The 15537-nt window shown below is 41.7% G+C and carries 11 protein-coding genes; 8 read left to right on the top strand and 3 right to left on the bottom strand.

The window, feature by feature from the left end:
* Window positions 1–22: 22 nt before the first annotated feature.
* From L4C54_RS05790 to L4C54_RS05780, 3 genes are all read right to left on the bottom strand, one after another.
* Entirely contained in the window at window positions 23–2395 is a 2373-nt protein-coding gene (locus L4C54_RS05790) for a fatty acid cis/trans isomerase (protein ID WP_428807438.1), read from the bottom strand.
* A 167-nt stretch (window positions 2396–2562) separates the two neighbouring features.
* Window positions 2563–4251 carry an alkaline phosphatase family protein gene (locus L4C54_RS05785; protein WP_428807437.1) on the bottom strand — a complete coding sequence of 563 codons (1689 nt, stop codon included), beginning with the start codon at window positions 4249–4251 and terminating at the stop codon, window positions 2563–2565.
* Window positions 4252–4563: 312 nt separating this feature from the next.
* Window positions 4564–5802, bottom strand: a complete 1239-nt coding sequence (locus L4C54_RS05780; protein WP_428807436.1) for an L-lactate MFS transporter — start codon at window positions 5800–5802, stop codon at window positions 4564–4566.
* A gap of 417 nt (window positions 5803–6219) precedes the next feature.
* Here L4C54_RS05780 and L4C54_RS05775 point away from each other — a divergent pair, with 417 nt between their 5' ends.
* From L4C54_RS05775 to L4C54_RS05740, 8 genes are all read left to right on the top strand, one after another.
* Complete coding sequence (locus L4C54_RS05775; RefSeq protein WP_428807435.1) at window positions 6220–6762, top strand: DUF3332 domain-containing protein; 543 nt, start codon at window positions 6220–6222, stop codon at window positions 6760–6762.
* A gap of 224 nt (window positions 6763–6986) precedes the next feature.
* Window positions 6987–7763 (top strand): outer membrane lipoprotein-sorting protein, encoded by a 777-nt coding sequence (locus L4C54_RS05770; protein ID WP_428807434.1) that lies wholly within the window; start codon window positions 6987–6989, stop codon window positions 7761–7763.
* 4 nt (window positions 7764–7767) lie between these two features.
* The gene (locus L4C54_RS05765; RefSeq protein WP_428807433.1) at window positions 7768–8997 is read left to right on the top strand and encodes an ABC transporter permease; all 1230 of its coding nucleotides are present in this window, start codon (window positions 7768–7770) and stop codon (window positions 8995–8997) included.
* Window positions 8987–10204: an ABC transporter permease gene (locus L4C54_RS05760; RefSeq protein WP_428807432.1), complete on the top strand. Its 1218-nt coding sequence runs from the start codon at window positions 8987–8989 to the stop codon at window positions 10202–10204. The genes L4C54_RS05765 and L4C54_RS05760 overlap by 11 nt, the downstream gene beginning before the upstream one ends.
* The gene (locus L4C54_RS05755; protein WP_428807431.1) at window positions 10204–10938 is read left to right on the top strand and encodes an ABC transporter ATP-binding protein; all 735 of its coding nucleotides are present in this window, start codon (window positions 10204–10206) and stop codon (window positions 10936–10938) included. Before L4C54_RS05760 ends, L4C54_RS05755 begins: the two co-directional genes overlap by 1 nt.
* Window positions 10931–12133 (top strand): hypothetical protein, encoded by a 1203-nt coding sequence (locus L4C54_RS05750; RefSeq protein ID WP_428807430.1) that lies wholly within the window; start codon window positions 10931–10933, stop codon window positions 12131–12133. Before L4C54_RS05755 ends, L4C54_RS05750 begins: the two co-directional genes overlap by 8 nt.
* Complete coding sequence (locus L4C54_RS05745) at window positions 12133–13248, top strand: patatin-like phospholipase family protein (protein ID WP_428807429.1); 1116 nt, start codon at window positions 12133–12135, stop codon at window positions 13246–13248. The genes L4C54_RS05750 and L4C54_RS05745 overlap by 1 nt, the downstream gene beginning before the upstream one ends.
* A gap of 236 nt (window positions 13249–13484) precedes the next feature.
* Complete coding sequence (locus L4C54_RS05740) at window positions 13485–15485, top strand: HAMP domain-containing methyl-accepting chemotaxis protein (RefSeq protein ID WP_428807428.1); 2001 nt, start codon at window positions 13485–13487, stop codon at window positions 15483–15485.
* The last annotated feature ends 52 nt before the right edge of the window (window positions 15486–15537 follow it).

The following is a 15537-nucleotide window of genomic DNA, read 5'->3' as shown; positions in this document are numbered from 1 at the left end:
TAGATATGCGTTGAGAACGAATTTACCTGTTCTCAAATCTATTGTAGTCAAGCAATCCAAATTCGATAGGTTGATCTTTCTTGTACCATGCATGTAATCGGTCGCTGAAAGGCCAGAATCTTGGATCACTCCGTCGAATACCAAATTGATCCAATAGCTTAATGTAGTCAACCTCATCCGTAATAGTTGACAATATTTTTACAAGTTTTGGCACATCTTTCTCACTCACGAGAAGAAAAGCCTCTGGATAGCTACCCAATACACCTTTAACTAAGGTTAAATCATCATTTTCTGGATCACGGTTACTTGCTTCGTCAAACAGACTCGAAATATTGGTATGGGCGCTATTGTGAAGAAGGGTAAAGACTTCATCGTTGCCCGAATTCGTTTCAATGATCATCATTATGGTCTCAGGCAAGTAAACAACCCCACCACCTTTAATTGCATCGAGCGTTCTTAATAGTTGCTCGTTCTCATTGGTAAGTCCTGTCTGTTCTATTTGGTAACGTGTGGGCAAAGCCGGACTCATTTGTTTCAATAGAATGTCATAGAGCTCTTGTTTATAGTTGTCTGTTTTAAATGGAACCTGACTTTCCTGAGCGAAAGGTCTGACATTACGCTGCATATAGTCACTCATTTGGCTGCTTTGATTTTGATACCAACTTGAATGCTCTATATGACGCATGTCGTGAGGCAATAGAGAAATAAAATTGGTTTCGCCTTCAAGTCGCAAAAAATCCATGAACATACGAGTCATTAACTGATGCCCAAAGTTGCCGTAAATATCAAACCCGGCAACAAGCAAATAGTGAATTCGTTCAAGTAGCGCGTAATCTAATATCCACGCCGTTTTAGGAGGCGCCCCGACTAACCCTTGTACAACAGTTGCGCTATCAAAGTGCCTAAATATTGTAAGCGCAGCATTACTATTCGTCCCGTCGCCATCCCAGATGATGTTCGTATCTAGGTACTTTCCTCGGCCAAAAAATTCATTAAGCACATCCGATTTCGCCTCTAAGTAGCGGGCTTGTTGGTGAGAATATTTTACCCAATTCACGATTGGCGTTGTGTTACTTTCAAGCTCCGAAGGCAACTTAAGGTTAATCTCTTGAGATTGATAAAAATCGTTAATTTCTGGTATGTCTGCTTTTTCAGGATCGGTGAAAAACACCCAAAAACGGTCATTAATGACATTTAATGCAAGCTGCCCACGACATACAGGGCCTTTGATGAATGCGCCGATTGTATTTTGAGAGTTATCAATCATAAATCGAAAGCGAGAGTGTACGGGTAAGTCAGTAAATGCGGTTAGGGGGTTGGCAGCCACACTAATTTTGTAGCTTGGTAACTGTTCTACTTGATAATCAGCATTGATGAACCACTCTTGCCAGTTGTTGATGCGTTCACGATTCAATGCAAAAGGAAGATGAGTTTTACTGACGGTCGTCCCTTGCTCTGAAATCAATCGATAATAGACACGTTCTACTTTTGGATCGTCGTAAGGTCGTCGAGTGACTATGCGTTCAACTGACTGCCCAGGTGGCGTCGCTGATCTGACCAATTTAAAATAACGTGGGCCTTTAGTGTTATCACCTGACAACTCAAGCTCAGAAAAATAAAGGTTAGATAGAAATAAGTGCTCGTAGATATAGCGTGATGATAATTGGCTCTTGATTGAGCTGTTATTTAGAAATGTTTCATATTCATCGACAAGAACTTGCTGATCAACAGTAAGAGGGATTGGAGAGTTCATATTGGCTCCATTTTGAAGCCAAGTCATTAACGTTGAGTACTCTTTACTATCTAAGTTAGGCAGTCCGTAAGGCATTCCCCAAGTTGGGTAGTCTTGTTCGTATTGGTCAAACTCCTCAATTGAATGACATTCCTGTTCTCTTTCTGTCGAAAAATCAAAGCCTTCTAATTGCTGAACATTAAGTAGTGGGTGGTTTTCCTTTTGAATGAGCGATCTGGCGATAAGGCCTGCTTGAATGTTAGCGGTTGGCGTTTGTATACGTTCATTAAGTACTGGGTGAAAGCCCTTATCACGCCATTCTTGAGTAGATTGCGCATCTTCAAACAGGCGGGTTTGTTTGGCTGCTGTTAAACGGGTTCCTTGGTAAACGAGTGATTCACTTGCTCCTCGGTCAATGCCTTCAACCGAAGACAGCTTGAGCTGACATGGGGCGTCATAGCAAGCGTGGCATACCACACATCGATTATCGATGATTGGTTTGACCTCGTTAAGGAAGAATTCGGAATGGGGTGATGTAACATCAACTGTGCGCTGTTGAACTTCAGGCTTACCGAACAATTGATCGTAGTTTAGGCCTGCGTATGTAGCACACCCTGAAAAAATGATGATTAAACTAAAGGAAATTAACTTGCGATAATTCATGATGTTACCAAGAAAACATAAAACTTTTCTTAGTATACAACAAAATCCAACATCGTCGAATCTATGGTCTGAAGGGTATAAATAGTTTTTGGTGATGATTTTTGACTGGAAATAATGAAACAGAAAAGGGAGCCAAAGCTCCCTTTTAATACAGTGATTATTACCGTCTAACGATCAACAACTTCGTTAAGAACTGAGCCTGTTGAACCACTTGGGAAAGTGATGCCCAGTTTATTTGAAAGTGTTGGTGCAACATCGTACGGTGTCACATCACGACTAATGCGCTGAGGTTTTATATCCATTCCGGCAAAAATGATAGGAACGTGAGTATCGTATCGCCATGGTGAACCATGAGTAGAAGCAACTGAGAGACCATCAAAATCGTTGATGTAAGAACGTGGTGCGAATACGACATAAACATCACCAGAACGAGCGGGGTGGTAATTGTTTTTGATCATTTCCATTAGTGGAGTATTCGGTACTTGGTTCTTTGCGATGTCATTGGTTGTGACGGCATGAACAACCCCGTTTATTTTCATTAATTCGTCGGCAACGACTTGCTGAACGTCGGCTAGATCCAGTTTTTTCTCAGCGATGATCTCACGGTTTAAGTAAACGTATGGGTGTGAATAGATTCGTATTGCTTCTTTTCCTAGGCCGAAGTTTTTCATCAACGCCGTTTCAACACTTTCATTTAGAAGCTTATCTTGCTTAAAATATTGAGCTTGATTTAAACCCAAACCATTCGCTGTTGGTGAAACTTCAGGAACACCGTGATCTGAAGATAGAACAATTAAAGTATTCTCTAAGCCTACTTGTTCATCGACTGATTTTAGTAACTTCGCTAGCGTTCGGTCCAGTCTAATAAGATTGTCTTCTGTTTCTAAGCTTTCTGGGCCATATAAGTGAATAACGTAGTCGTTTGAAGAAAAACTAACGGCTAAGTAATCCGTAAAGCTATTCTTACCAAGGTTTTCTTGCTTTAGTAGAGTACTGGCAAAATCTTCAGTAATCTCATCACCGGCAGGGCTTAATGTCAGCATTGTACTGTAGTATTGAAAGCTAGATGGCCCGTAAGGGTGAGGGAACGTCCTCTTAAAGCCTGCTAAATCGACTTTATTATCCGTACCCGTTTCAACAAGAGTGTAGTTCTCTTTCGGAAGAGATAAAGACCACTTACTCCCCGAGTACTGAGAAGGCATGGCTTTTTCGTTCCATTGGTTTACCCATGTAGGGTAGCTGTCGTAATAATAATTACTGGTGACAAACTCAGATTGTGCTTTAGAGAACCAAAAAGCTTTTCCTGTGTGGCCACCTAAAGAGATTGCACCGCGATCTTTAATAGAAACAGAGAACACTTTAGACTTACCTGCACTTGATACAGTAAGTTCGTCGGCAAACGTCGTAGAAAGAATTGGCTCCGGAGAGCGGCCATCACCTTGAGCAGTACGTTGAGTCGGATCGATCTCTGTTGCTTTATCTACCCCAGCCCCACTTGTCAGCATTGAATAATTGCTATCTTCAACATTATAAACGATACGGTCTTGCTGGCGATCGAACCAGACGTTACCTACCATCCCATGGACACTTGGTGGCGCACCTGTGGCCAATGAAACGTGACCCACTATGGTTTCAGTATTGCCATGTTGATAGTGCGCGTTAGTATAATGAATCCCCTCATCCATTAAATAGCGAAACCCGTCTTCGCCAAAGTTGTGTTTATACCGATCCAATAGATCGCCACGAAGACCATCAACGGTAATCTGTAATACCAAATCTGGTTTGTTGATTTCAGCAAAAGCAGAGTGAGAACAAAGTAAAGCTATCGCTAATGTAGAGAGGGATTTTGAGTTCATAAAGCCTCTGTTTAAAGACATTTTGTGAGAAAAGACATCGACTAACAACGAAGAATACTGCCTTTTTATTGGCGGTAAACAGGTCAGTCAAAGTTCAGATGAACACTGTATCATAACGATTCATGCCAAGTAGTAATAAGCACTATTCACAGTATTGTGTTGTTTTTGTTTTGGATATGTGGTTTGAAATCATGATTAACAGCGTCAGGAGATAACGATATATAAGAGCAGAGGTGTGAGTAGAAATAGGTAATAAAAAGGCCCAACATTGAGTTGAGCCTTAGAGAATTTTTGCTTTTTAAAGACTTAAGGTTATGCGTTAGCAGCTTGTAGCTGATCTGCGCTTACTTCTTTAACTGGCTTAGTGATAATTGCAAGAACCACACACACTGCCATCATAGCTGCTGAGATAGTGTAAGCTAAACCGTAGCCACCATTTTGAGCCATTGAATAGCCAACAACTGCAACACCAAGTGCACCACCAATACCCCATGCAGTGTAAAGAACACCGTAGTTAGTACCGTAGTTTTTAAGCCCATAGTATTCAGCTGTTAACGATGGGAATACAGCTAATAGCGTACCGTAACCAACTGCAGCAATTGCAGTACCGATGATGAGAGTAAACTCTGAATCGAAGGTTGCGAACAGAACCATGTTCACGCCTTGCAGGATAAATGCAAGAAGTAGAGTACGCACACCACCTATTTTGTCAGACAGGATACCTGCACCAACACGACCAGCAGAGTTAAATACCGCAAGAATAGACGCTAAGTAAACTGCATTTGGTAGATTCGCTTGAACGCTAGCGATGTTAGTGATGTTACCAATGACCATCAGACCAACAGACGCCGCAAATGCGTACATTACCCAAAGAGAGTAGAACTGAGGCGTTTTAAGCATTGCTTTCCAGCTAACGTCCGCTGATTTTTTAACAGCAACAGGTGCTTGACCTTCTTTAACTTTAGGTTCTGCTGGAACGTAATCTTCTGGTGGGTTATTGATTGTGCACGCTAGTGGTACAGCAATAACCAATACACCAACACCAAGAATCATAAATGCCGTGTTAATACCTAGATCGGTAATCAGCATTGAAGTTAGTGGAGCTAGGTAAATAGCAGCTAGACCGAAACCAGCAGCAATCAAACCATTAACCATACCTTTCTTCGATGGGTGGAACCATTTCATCGCAGAAGGAGAAAGACAAGCGTAACCGAAACCGATACCAGCACCTGTGATTACACCGAACGTAATGTTCAGCATTAATACAGAGTGAACAAATCCAGAAGCAATCATGCCTAGGCCCGTAAGCAACGTACCTAAGATAAGGATCTTACGTGGGCCCATACGGTCTTGAAGAATGCCTGCAACTAAAAGGCAGATAGAGAAAGTAATAGTTGCTGTCGCGTACGGAGAAGAAGCATCAGCTGCGCTCCAGCCAAAGTCGGTAACAAGCGCTTTGTTAAATACACTCCAAGCATACAGGATGCCAAGACAAAGGTTGATACAGAATCCTGCTAAAAGGATGCGCATGGCTTTATCGATCTTGCTCATTTTTAGTCCCAGTGTTGCTTCTCGAAAGAAGGCATGGTTAATCATATTTATTCAAAATAAGTTTGCGTTTATCAACAGATATCGCAACGAGCGCGGATTATAACCAATATAAATGTGATTGGAATCTCTTTTTGACATAAACAATCATTTAATTTCAGCGTGTTAAATCATGCGTGTGATTGTTAAAAGTATGTATTCCTAAAGTGGCGTTCTTAATTTTGAGAACTGGATGCCTTGACGCTCTAAGTACACGTAACTAAAGGGTTTGCATGTTGAATTGATGGATATTTAAAAGAGTATAAGTAAATTTGATACAAACTTAACAAAGTCAGGTTTTGGTAATGAAGTGTGTGGAAGTGTTTCAAAGTGTGATCGGGATCGTTAGGATGCGCTTCTTCAAAAAAAGTGGTGGTCAATATGAAAATGAAATCTTTAAAAATTGCAATTGTCGTTGCGCTAGGTGCTTCTTCTTTAACAGGTTGTATGGGTCAAATGGCAACAACGGGAATGGTCTCTAAATTCAACCTAGAAGTTGTCGATAACCGTTACGGACGTGAAGGGATGTTTTTACTTCTTTCTCCTGTTTATGGTATCGCGAGTATGGCCGATCTATTTATCTTTAATGCTGTAGAATTCTGGACAGGTAAAAACCCGATTACTGGTAAGTCACCAGCAGTTGTTGATACCCCAATGAACTCAATGATTAAAGTAAACGGTAGCCTAGACAAATCGCTAACGGAAGTTCCATTGCAAACAAATAATGTCGACGTTGAAAAAGCAACGATGAGACAGATTGATGAAAACACTATGCAAATGGACATTTCCTACATTGATGGAACACAAAAAGTACTTCGTGGCGAAAGAGGTGAAGATAGTGTCGCTTTTTACCTAAATGATGAATATGTCACGACTGTTTCAAACAATGAACTCGGTTTCTACATCTCTACAGTTACGATCTAATTTACTCTGTTACAAAGAATTAATAACCGAATCTCAGGAAGAGAGACGAGTTTGTTAAAGAAAGCCTTTGCTCTTGCGAAGGCTTCTTTGTTTCCAAACTTAGACAAATAAATGAATAATTCTATTTATCTGCGCTTAGAGTCCAGTTTTGTGTGATTATTCAATATAAAGTATGCATGGATTGCTATATTGGAGGCCCAGTTCTTCTTAGCTAAAAGGTCTCTATGTATCGTATATTCTCGCTGATCATTGCAGTCTCGCTCACTTTCTACTCCTCCCTTATTGTTGCCGATCAAACCTCAGTTGATCAATTAAACCCGAGCCAAATAGTAGAAGAGTCAGACAAAGCGATGCGGGGCGACTCTAGCTACACAGAATCGACAATGGAGATCATTCGTCCAGACTGGCGTCGTTCAATGAGTATGAAGAACTGGACTAAAGGCACTGATCTCTCGATGGTGCTAGTAACAGCCCCAGCGAAAGACAAAGGCAGTGCTTCGCTAAAACGGCATCGAGAAATGTGGAACTGGGTGCCAGCCATTGAGCGTGTCATCAAAATCGCACCGTCAATGTTGAGTCAATCGTGGATGGGGTCCGACTTTACTAATGATGATCTGATTAACCAGTCTTCTATCGTCGTTGATTATGAGCATGAATACGTTAAAGAAGAGGTTTTTGACAAAGATCCAGTGTGGGTCATTGACGCAATAGCAAAACCTGACGCGCCCGTTGTTTGGAGTAAAGTTCGATTGTGGATATCGAAAGAGACCAATTTACAGCGTAAAGTTGAGTTTTATGATGAGTTCGAAGAGCTCGTTAATGTGATGCAGACCTTCGATATTAAAGAAATGGGTGGGCGTGTATTGCCAGCGGTCATGGAGATGATTCCAGTTGATAAAGATGGACATAAAACTGTTATGACAACTCATCAGGCGCAGTTTGACTTTGAGATAGGCGATGACTTTTTCTCATTAAGTCAGATGAAATCTTTAAGGGAGTAACCATATGCTGATTAAGCTTGCGTGGAGAAACCTATGGAGGCAAAAAAGAAGAACAATTTTGACAGCGTCGGCGCTCGCATTAGCGTTGTTTCTCTCGTTAATGACGAGAAGTTTTCAAGAGGGGAGCTATAGTACGAATATTGAAAACGCTGCTCGTTTTTATACTGGTCTAATTCAGATTCAGCACCCGGAATATGCTACCACCAACAGCATTGATGATGTTATTCCACAGACCTCTAATTATATATCGATGGTTCAAAATTACCCAAATGTTGAAAGAGTACTGCCAAGGGTTGAATCCGTGGCTCTAGCCTCAGCAGGTGAGCGTTCAAAAGGGGTCATGGTTTTAGGCGTCGACCCAAACCGTGAAGATGAATATTCAAATATTAGTGGAAAATTGGTGTCGGGAAGGTTTATTCACGCAGACGATAAATCTGTGCTTGTTGGTGAGAGTCTGGCTAAATACTTAGGCCTTATCGTTGGAGATGAACTGGTATTATACGGGCAAGGCTATCGCGGCCAAACGGCGGCAGGTTTGTATAATGTAGCGGGTATATTACGTTTCCCATTACAACAATTGGATAATCAGCTTGTCTATATGCCGATAAAAGCGGCGCAAACGCTGTATTCAGTGGATGGCCTTGTAACAAATTGGGTAATTGACGTTGTTGACCTTCACCTTTTACCAGAAACACTAAAAGAGCTGCAAAAGGAGTATCAACCCGAAAGTGTTGTTAAAGGTTGGCAGCAGTTATCCCCAGAAATGGCTCAGCAGATACAAATGGATAGGGCCGGTGGGATTTTCTTGATTTATGTTTTATATGGCATTGTCGGGTTTGGGCTTTTTGCTACTATTTTGATGATGACACTTGAGCGCCAACGAGAATTTGGAGTCATGCTAGCAACAGGGCTCGTTCGAAGTAAACTTGCCACCTTAATTCTTATCGAGTCGACCTTTATTTCTGTTATCGGTGTTGTTATTGGGCTTTTGGTAAGTGCCCCTTTTTTACTTTACTTTCATTTTTACCCCATAGAAATAACCGGTGAAGCAGGTCAGCTGATGCTTAAGTCGGGATATGAACCGATCATCCCTGTTGCTATCGAATCTTACCTCATCATTAATCAAGTGATTACTGTTATTAGCATGATGGCGCTGTGCCTGATTTACCCACTCATTCGTATTGCCAAATTAAATGTGGCCTCGGCCCTAAAAGGAGGCTCTCATGCTCATTAAACTGGCTTGGCGAAACCTTTGGCGCAATAAACTACGCACCTCAATTATCCTGGGAGCCATGGTGTTTGGCCTCATGGGTGTTACTGCAATGATGGGTTTTATGTCTGGTTTTGTTGATAGCATGGTAAGCAACGCGATTCGTTGGCAGACAAGCCATATCCAGGTTCATAACTCATCCTATGTGACTAACCCTGATATATCAGAGCTTATTGTTGATGGGTCCGAGCTTGTTGGGAACATTCATGCGATTAATGGTGTATCACATATATCGACACGTTTTATTGCTCAAGGAATGGTAGCCTCAGCGCGAAGTAATAGAGGTGTGCAGATCATTGGCATTGATGCAGATACTGAAACTAAAATAACACCACTTTCTTCTCATATTAAGCAAGGGGAGTGGTTTGATGGCAAAGGTCGAAACCCTGTGCTGGTTTCGGTAAAACTGTCAGAGCGGCTTCAGCTTAGAGTTGGTTCGAAAGTTGTCTTAACCTTCACTGACGCTCAGGGCCAAGTGGCAGGTGCTGCATATCGAGTTAAGGGGATATTTCAAACACCGAACAGCGCCTTAGATGATGGCAGTATTTTTGTTCGTAAAGCCGATCTACAAAAGACAGCGAACATGAAGGGCGTACACGAGATCGCTATTATAGTTAATGACATTGACCAAATCGACAGGGTTAAAAAGCACGTTATTGACTTTGCGACAACAGATACACGGGTGCGAGACTGGAAAGAGATACAACCGATGTTGTCAACAATGATGACAACTATGGATGTCAGTAACCAAGTTATTCTAATCATTTTTGTTATCGCCATGATGTTTGGGATCATCAATATCATGTTGATGTCAGTGTTTGAAAGAACCCAAGAGTTTGGTGTTTTGATGGCCGTTGGAATGCAAAAGCACAAAGTATTTGGTTTGATTATGCTGGAAACCACCTTACTTGGTATGACAGGGTCTCTATTAGGGATCGCCTTTAGTGTGTTAATGATCAAACTGATGAACATTAATGGCATCTCACTGGGTGGTTTGGCCGATGGGTTAGGCGCGTATGGTATTGACACTGTACTGTTTCCACGCGTCTCCGTTCAAGAGTATCAGATGATATTTACTACTGTCCTTATAGCGAGTGTGTTTGCTGCTATCTACCCTGCAAGACAGATCCTTAAAAGACGCCCAGTCGATGCGATGGCGGAGAGAAACTAATGACCATAAAACTACAGCAGTTATGCAAAACCTACAATCAAGAGACTGACTATCCAGTACATGCAGTGCAAAGTGTTGACTTGATTATCGAACAGGGGGAGTTTGTCGCGGTTATGGGACCATCTGGGTCGGGTAAAACGACACTGCTTAACTTAGTAGGTGGGATCGATTCACCAACTTCAGGTTCGGTCTTCATTGATGGTTGTGATATCTGTACGTTGCCTGAAAAAGAGTTGATTGGCTTTCGTCGAGATCACATAGGCTTTATTTTTCAAGATTACAGTTTGCTACCTGTGCTAACTGCACTTGAAAATGTTGAGTTTGTAATGCAGTTACAAGGTCACAAAGAGCAAGAGTGTAAGCGGCGTTCGCTACTGTTACTTGAACAAGTCGGGCTAACAGAGCAAAAAGATAAAATACCAAGCAAAATGTCAGGCGGACAGCAGCAGAGAGTCGCTGTAGCGCGCGCATTAGCACCAAGCCCGCGCTTTGTGATGGCCGATGAACCGACGGCGAATCTTGATGCAAAAAGTACTTCTGAACTATTAGATATCATGCAGCAATTAAACGAGCAAGAAGGGACCACCTTTATATTTTCCACTCATGATCCAAGGGTGATTAAACGTGCAAAGCGAGTGATCGTATTTGAGGATGGAAAGCTAAAAGAAGATAAACGGGTAATACCTGAAAATAGAGTGGAAACCAGCGTAGAGACTGAGACCGTCGATGCATAATCAATGGCTGAACAAGAGGCTTTTGAAAACCTCTATAGCAATTGTAATCATATTGATGACTAGCGTTAGCTGTTTCGCTCAAATTCCAGGTCTTGCTCCTCAAAAGGCATGGGACTTAAACGGCTATGTTAAATACATGGCGACTTACAACGTGCCTGATGAGTTTGATAACAGTGCTGATCATTTAATCCACCAACGATTCAATTTCGAGTATCGCTTTGGAAGTGGATTTCGTTTTAACGCCGGCATGCGGAACCGAGCGCTCATGGGAGATAGTCTTGATATCCCAAACTATTCGGACTTCGTTGCTCTAGATAATGGTTATATGGATTTAAATAAGAATTTAAAAACAAGTAATGATGTGATCATTAATAGCCAGTTTGATAGGCTCTTTTTTGACTGGAAGGGAGAAGAGTGGAATGCAAGGGTGGGGCGCTTCCTTATTAACTGGGCTATGAATACGGTTTGGAACCCAAATGACCTGTTCAATGCTTACTCTATCTATGACTTTGACTACGAAGAAAGAGCGGGATCAGACGCCATTTTGGTAGGCAAGAAACTGGGTTTCGCCGATGGATTCGAGCTGATTGCTAGTCCAAATCAGGATGGCAGCCTAAATAGCTATTCAGGTCGCTACTTTTCAAATATATCTGGCTGGGATTACCAATTAATAGCCGGTAAATCATTGTTAGATACAGTTTTCGGTGCGGGTTTTGCAACTGATTGGAAAGGTGCTGGAGTTCGAGGGGAACTGACTTGGTTTGACCCTAGAGAAGAAGAGTATAAAGGCGTTAAGCAAGAGCAGACGGTAGTCGCCAGTATAGAAGGCGATTACAGCCTTGGTGGTAGAAGAAACTGGATGGGCCGAGTCGCATGGCTTTATATCAGTAACCCTTTGGATATCGATAATGCTCAATTATATTTAAGCCTACCATTAAGCGCCAAAACACTAAGCTTTACCAAGAATACAGCTTATGTAGACGTTAGCTTTGATATTACACCACTCAACCGTACAACATTATCCGCCAGCTACTATCAAGATGACTCCTATTTCATTGGGCTCACAAATAGTTACTCTCTTGCTAACAATTGGCAGCTTCTTGGCGTTATTCAAAGATTCGATGGCAATCAAGATAGCCTATTTTCTCAAACAGCAGCGACACTCTTCTTCGCTAATATCAAATGGAGCTTTTAATGACAGACCCAATACTAAGTGCTTTGGTTGTTCAAGGCGGCGGTCAAAAAGGCGCGTTTTCGGCTGGCGTTCTTGACCAATTCAAAACACAAAATTACGACCCGTTTTCAATCTATCTAGGGACATCAGCAGGGGCGCTTAACATTGCCGCTTTTATTGCAGGTCAAACTGGGTTGGCACTCGATTTCATAATTAACTACACCACGAATCAACGCTTCTTTGACTTTAATAAATTCGTTAAAAATGAACAGCCAATGGATCTTGATTGGGCGTTTCAATTTGTCGAGCGAGGCGAGTTTCCACTCGATATTAGCAAAGGTAAAGAGAAACTTGCTCAACCGTATCTAGGACGAAAAAGGGAGGCACTCGCATGCGTTACCCATGTAGAGGAGCTTAAAGATTATTATTATCCGATCTTTGAAGATAATTGGTTTGATGTGCTTAGAGCAACCAGTGCAATTCCGGTTCTCTATTTTGACGATATAGAGTTCGATGGGGCGACGTGGGTAGACGGCGGCGTTTCTGCGACGATTCCGGTTCAAGAAGCATACAGGCGCGGTGCTAGAGAGTTAGTGGTTATTACAACCGATCCCATTTTGCATCAATCAGAACTAGAGCCTAAGGAGAGTGCGTTTTCTCAGATATCTCTTGAGGTTGAAACGGGTTTGGAATTGTTGGTTCAAAAATATGGATTAGTTGGACACAGAGAACGACTTTACGAATTTCAGAATCAATTTACCCACGCAATAGACCAGCTTAAGGTTAATTACCCCTCACTAGCCTCAAGTAACAGTAATAGAAATTGGGTCCCAGAGGCTGAGAAGCTCGCTTATTTAATTAAAGAGCAATCTATCAAGCATAATTTTTCGGGTGAGAAATCTAAAAAAATGGAAATGCTGGTTTCGCATTATCTGAATCATGAATCGGTTAAAGAATTCATGAACAGCCCTCCAGAAGAGACGGTGATCCACGAAATTGCCCCTGTGACCCCACTTTCCAGCAAAGGGTTATTGAGCGGTAAAGACGACATATTGAGCGATTACCAACAGGGCCGATTAGCTGGAAAGGAATTTTTAAGTAATAAAAGTTTATCAAATAATGAGTCAGTCATTTAGGTTATGCGTCTAATAGTGAGTTTATCAATACATCGACAACCGACAAAGAGTGATAAGCAATAGAGAGTGGTGGCCTCTTTATCATTCGTTAACTCAATGAATTATAGATATTATTGCCATGATATGACCGTACATTACTACTTAGTACTTTATAATTAGAAAAACGATACACATCTATTTAACATTCCTCTCAATAGCGTTATATTGTCTCACCAGCTATTTATAGGAGTTAATGGATGAAACTCTCGATATCAGGGAAGTTGCAGCTGAGTTTTCTGCTACTTGCAGTACTTTTTATCGCATCCGCATTTTTTGCATACCGAAGCGTAACGACTGTTGAAACATATACTCAGTCACTTTTAGAATCAGATCTTCCGACAGTGGATACGAGCCGCTCTCTACAACAATCCGTTCAGACCAGTATTTCAACTGTGCGCGCGTATATGTTATTGGGTAGTGACGAATCTGTTGGATCTAGACAATTGGAGGCGATAAACAACATTATTGCCTCAACGGATGAGCGACTTCCAACTCTCGAGGCGCTAATCTCTCCGTCTGAATATGAGATGGTCAATGGTCAGTGGCTTAAACTAAAAAATCTAGTCACAGAGATCACCGAACTCAGTCACAGTGATGAAAACCTACCAGCACATAGCCTATTTATTAATGAAGCGGCCCCAATCGCTGAAGTTGCACTTGATCAGATTCAAGGGCTAATCAATGAAGAGTCCTCAAATAGAGAGGGCGAAAATCGCAAACGCCTCTTTAAGCTGTATGCAGATAGTTATACGTCGTTATCAAATGCTTTAGCGTCTATGCGTGATTTTCTACTTTATGGAAAACAAGATTATTTAGACAAATACGCTGATTTTATAAAGATCCACGAAAAATCGGTTGCTGAAATTGAATCGATGAAATCCCTGATATCAAGTAACGATGTTGTGTTATGGGATCTATTCAATGAGATGCAACAACTCTATTTCCCGTTGGTTAAGCAAGTAGTAGAGCTAAGACAGTCAGCAGGTTGGAACTTAGCGAACCAAAAAATGGCTGATGAGTTGATTCCTACCGCCGCTTCACTCGAACAGTCGTTGGAAAATCTAGTGCTTACCCAGCAAAAACAAGCAGATAATACAGGGCAAGAGATCTTCAGCGCCATTTCGAAAGTGATCACGTTGCTGATTTCGGCTGGTCTAATTTCGCTTGTTGCAGCGTTCACGATTTCTAACTATATGGGCAGAAATATCGGCCGTCGTATTAGTCGGATCTCTAAAAGAGCACAGCTAATAGCAAGTGGTGATGTTTCGCAAAAGCCTTTGAATGTTGAAGGCAGCGATGAACTTTCAAGTTTGACTGATTCGATTAATCGTATGAACCAGTCACTTGCCGATATAATCCAAGGAGTAACGGATAAAGCGCAACAAGTCGATCAAAGTATTACAGGCTTACTGAATGCGAACCAGAAAACGCTTAATAAAATATCTGGGCAAAAAAATGATATTCAACAGATCGGTCAACAGTTAAATGATGTGGCTGAATCGGCTCAAACAACGGCTCATCATGCGAATCAATCAGTGAAAACATTGGCTCAATCAAGTGAGCTTATTGATCAAGGTTCGGCGGCATTAGGTGAAAACAAGCAAACGGTCGAACAACTCTATTCGACTATTGAACAAGCGAGTAATGAAGTTACAACATTAAGTCGTGAAAGCGAGGCAATTGGTCGTGTTACCGAAGTCATTGAAGGATTGGCCGCACAAACGAACTTACTGGCATTAAATGCCGCGATTGAAGCGGCCAGAGCCGGAGAGCAAGGGCGAGGATTTGCAGTCGTTGCCGATGAAGTCCGTTTATTGGCAACTCGCACAACGGAATCCACCACTGAGATCAACCAAATTGTGGATGCTATCCAGTCGTCGACGTCTTCGGTTGTTGATGAAATTGAAGCGAGTAAACAACTTGCTCAGCAAGGTTCACAGCACACAGAGCTGGCCGTAGAAAAGCTTGTTTCCACGGTAGAACAAATAGAAATGTTAAGCAGCGAGATGACTGTGCTTGCCAATGCTGCGGAATTACAATCAGATTCCACTCAAGCTATTAACACAATAATGGGGGGCGTATCTGAGTCTATTAACGATGTTTCTAAAATTGCGGAAAGCACTCATGCAACATCGGTTACCGTAAAAGAACAGGTCGTAGAGCTCAATACAGAAATGAACCAGTTTAAACGGGTTTAAATATTTAATACGTCGACCACTCTTATAAAGAAAACCCATGGTTGTTTTAAAC

Source organism: Vibrio lamellibrachiae (genome assembly GCF_050337265.1).
Classification (GTDB): domain Bacteria; phylum Pseudomonadota; class Gammaproteobacteria; order Enterobacterales; family Vibrionaceae; genus Vibrio; species Vibrio kyushuensis.
Note: the sequence above shows the minus strand (reverse complement) of the source record. Positions and strands in the feature narration are given on the sequence as shown.

Coding starts and splice junctions, on each gene's coding strand:
- L4C54_RS05770 (WP_428807434.1), top strand. CDS start 6,987: ATGTATCGTATATTCTCGCTGATCATTGCAGTCTCGCTCACTTTCTAC.
- L4C54_RS05790 (WP_428807438.1), bottom strand. CDS start 2,395: ATGAATTATCGCAAGTTAATTTCCTTTAGTTTAATCATCATTTTTTCA.
- L4C54_RS05765 (WP_428807433.1), top strand. CDS start 7,768: ATGCTGATTAAGCTTGCGTGGAGAAACCTATGGAGGCAAAAAAGAAGA.
- L4C54_RS05755 (WP_428807431.1), top strand. CDS start 10,204: ATGACCATAAAACTACAGCAGTTATGCAAAACCTACAATCAAGAGACT.
- L4C54_RS05775 (WP_428807435.1), top strand. CDS start 6,220: ATGAAAATGAAATCTTTAAAAATTGCAATTGTCGTTGCGCTAGGTGCT.
- L4C54_RS05740 (WP_428807428.1), top strand. CDS start 13,485: ATGAAACTCTCGATATCAGGGAAGTTGCAGCTGAGTTTTCTGCTACTT.
- L4C54_RS05785 (WP_428807437.1), bottom strand. CDS start 4,251: ATGAACTCAAAATCCCTCTCTACATTAGCGATAGCTTTACTTTGTTCT.
- L4C54_RS05760 (WP_428807432.1), top strand. CDS start 8,987: ATGCTCATTAAACTGGCTTGGCGAAACCTTTGGCGCAATAAACTACGC.
- L4C54_RS05745 (WP_428807429.1), top strand. CDS start 12,133: ATGACAGACCCAATACTAAGTGCTTTGGTTGTTCAAGGCGGCGGTCAA.
- L4C54_RS05750 (WP_428807430.1), top strand. CDS start 10,931: ATGCATAATCAATGGCTGAACAAGAGGCTTTTGAAAACCTCTATAGCA.
- L4C54_RS05780 (WP_428807436.1), bottom strand. CDS start 5,802: ATGAGCAAGATCGATAAAGCCATGCGCATCCTTTTAGCAGGATTCTGT.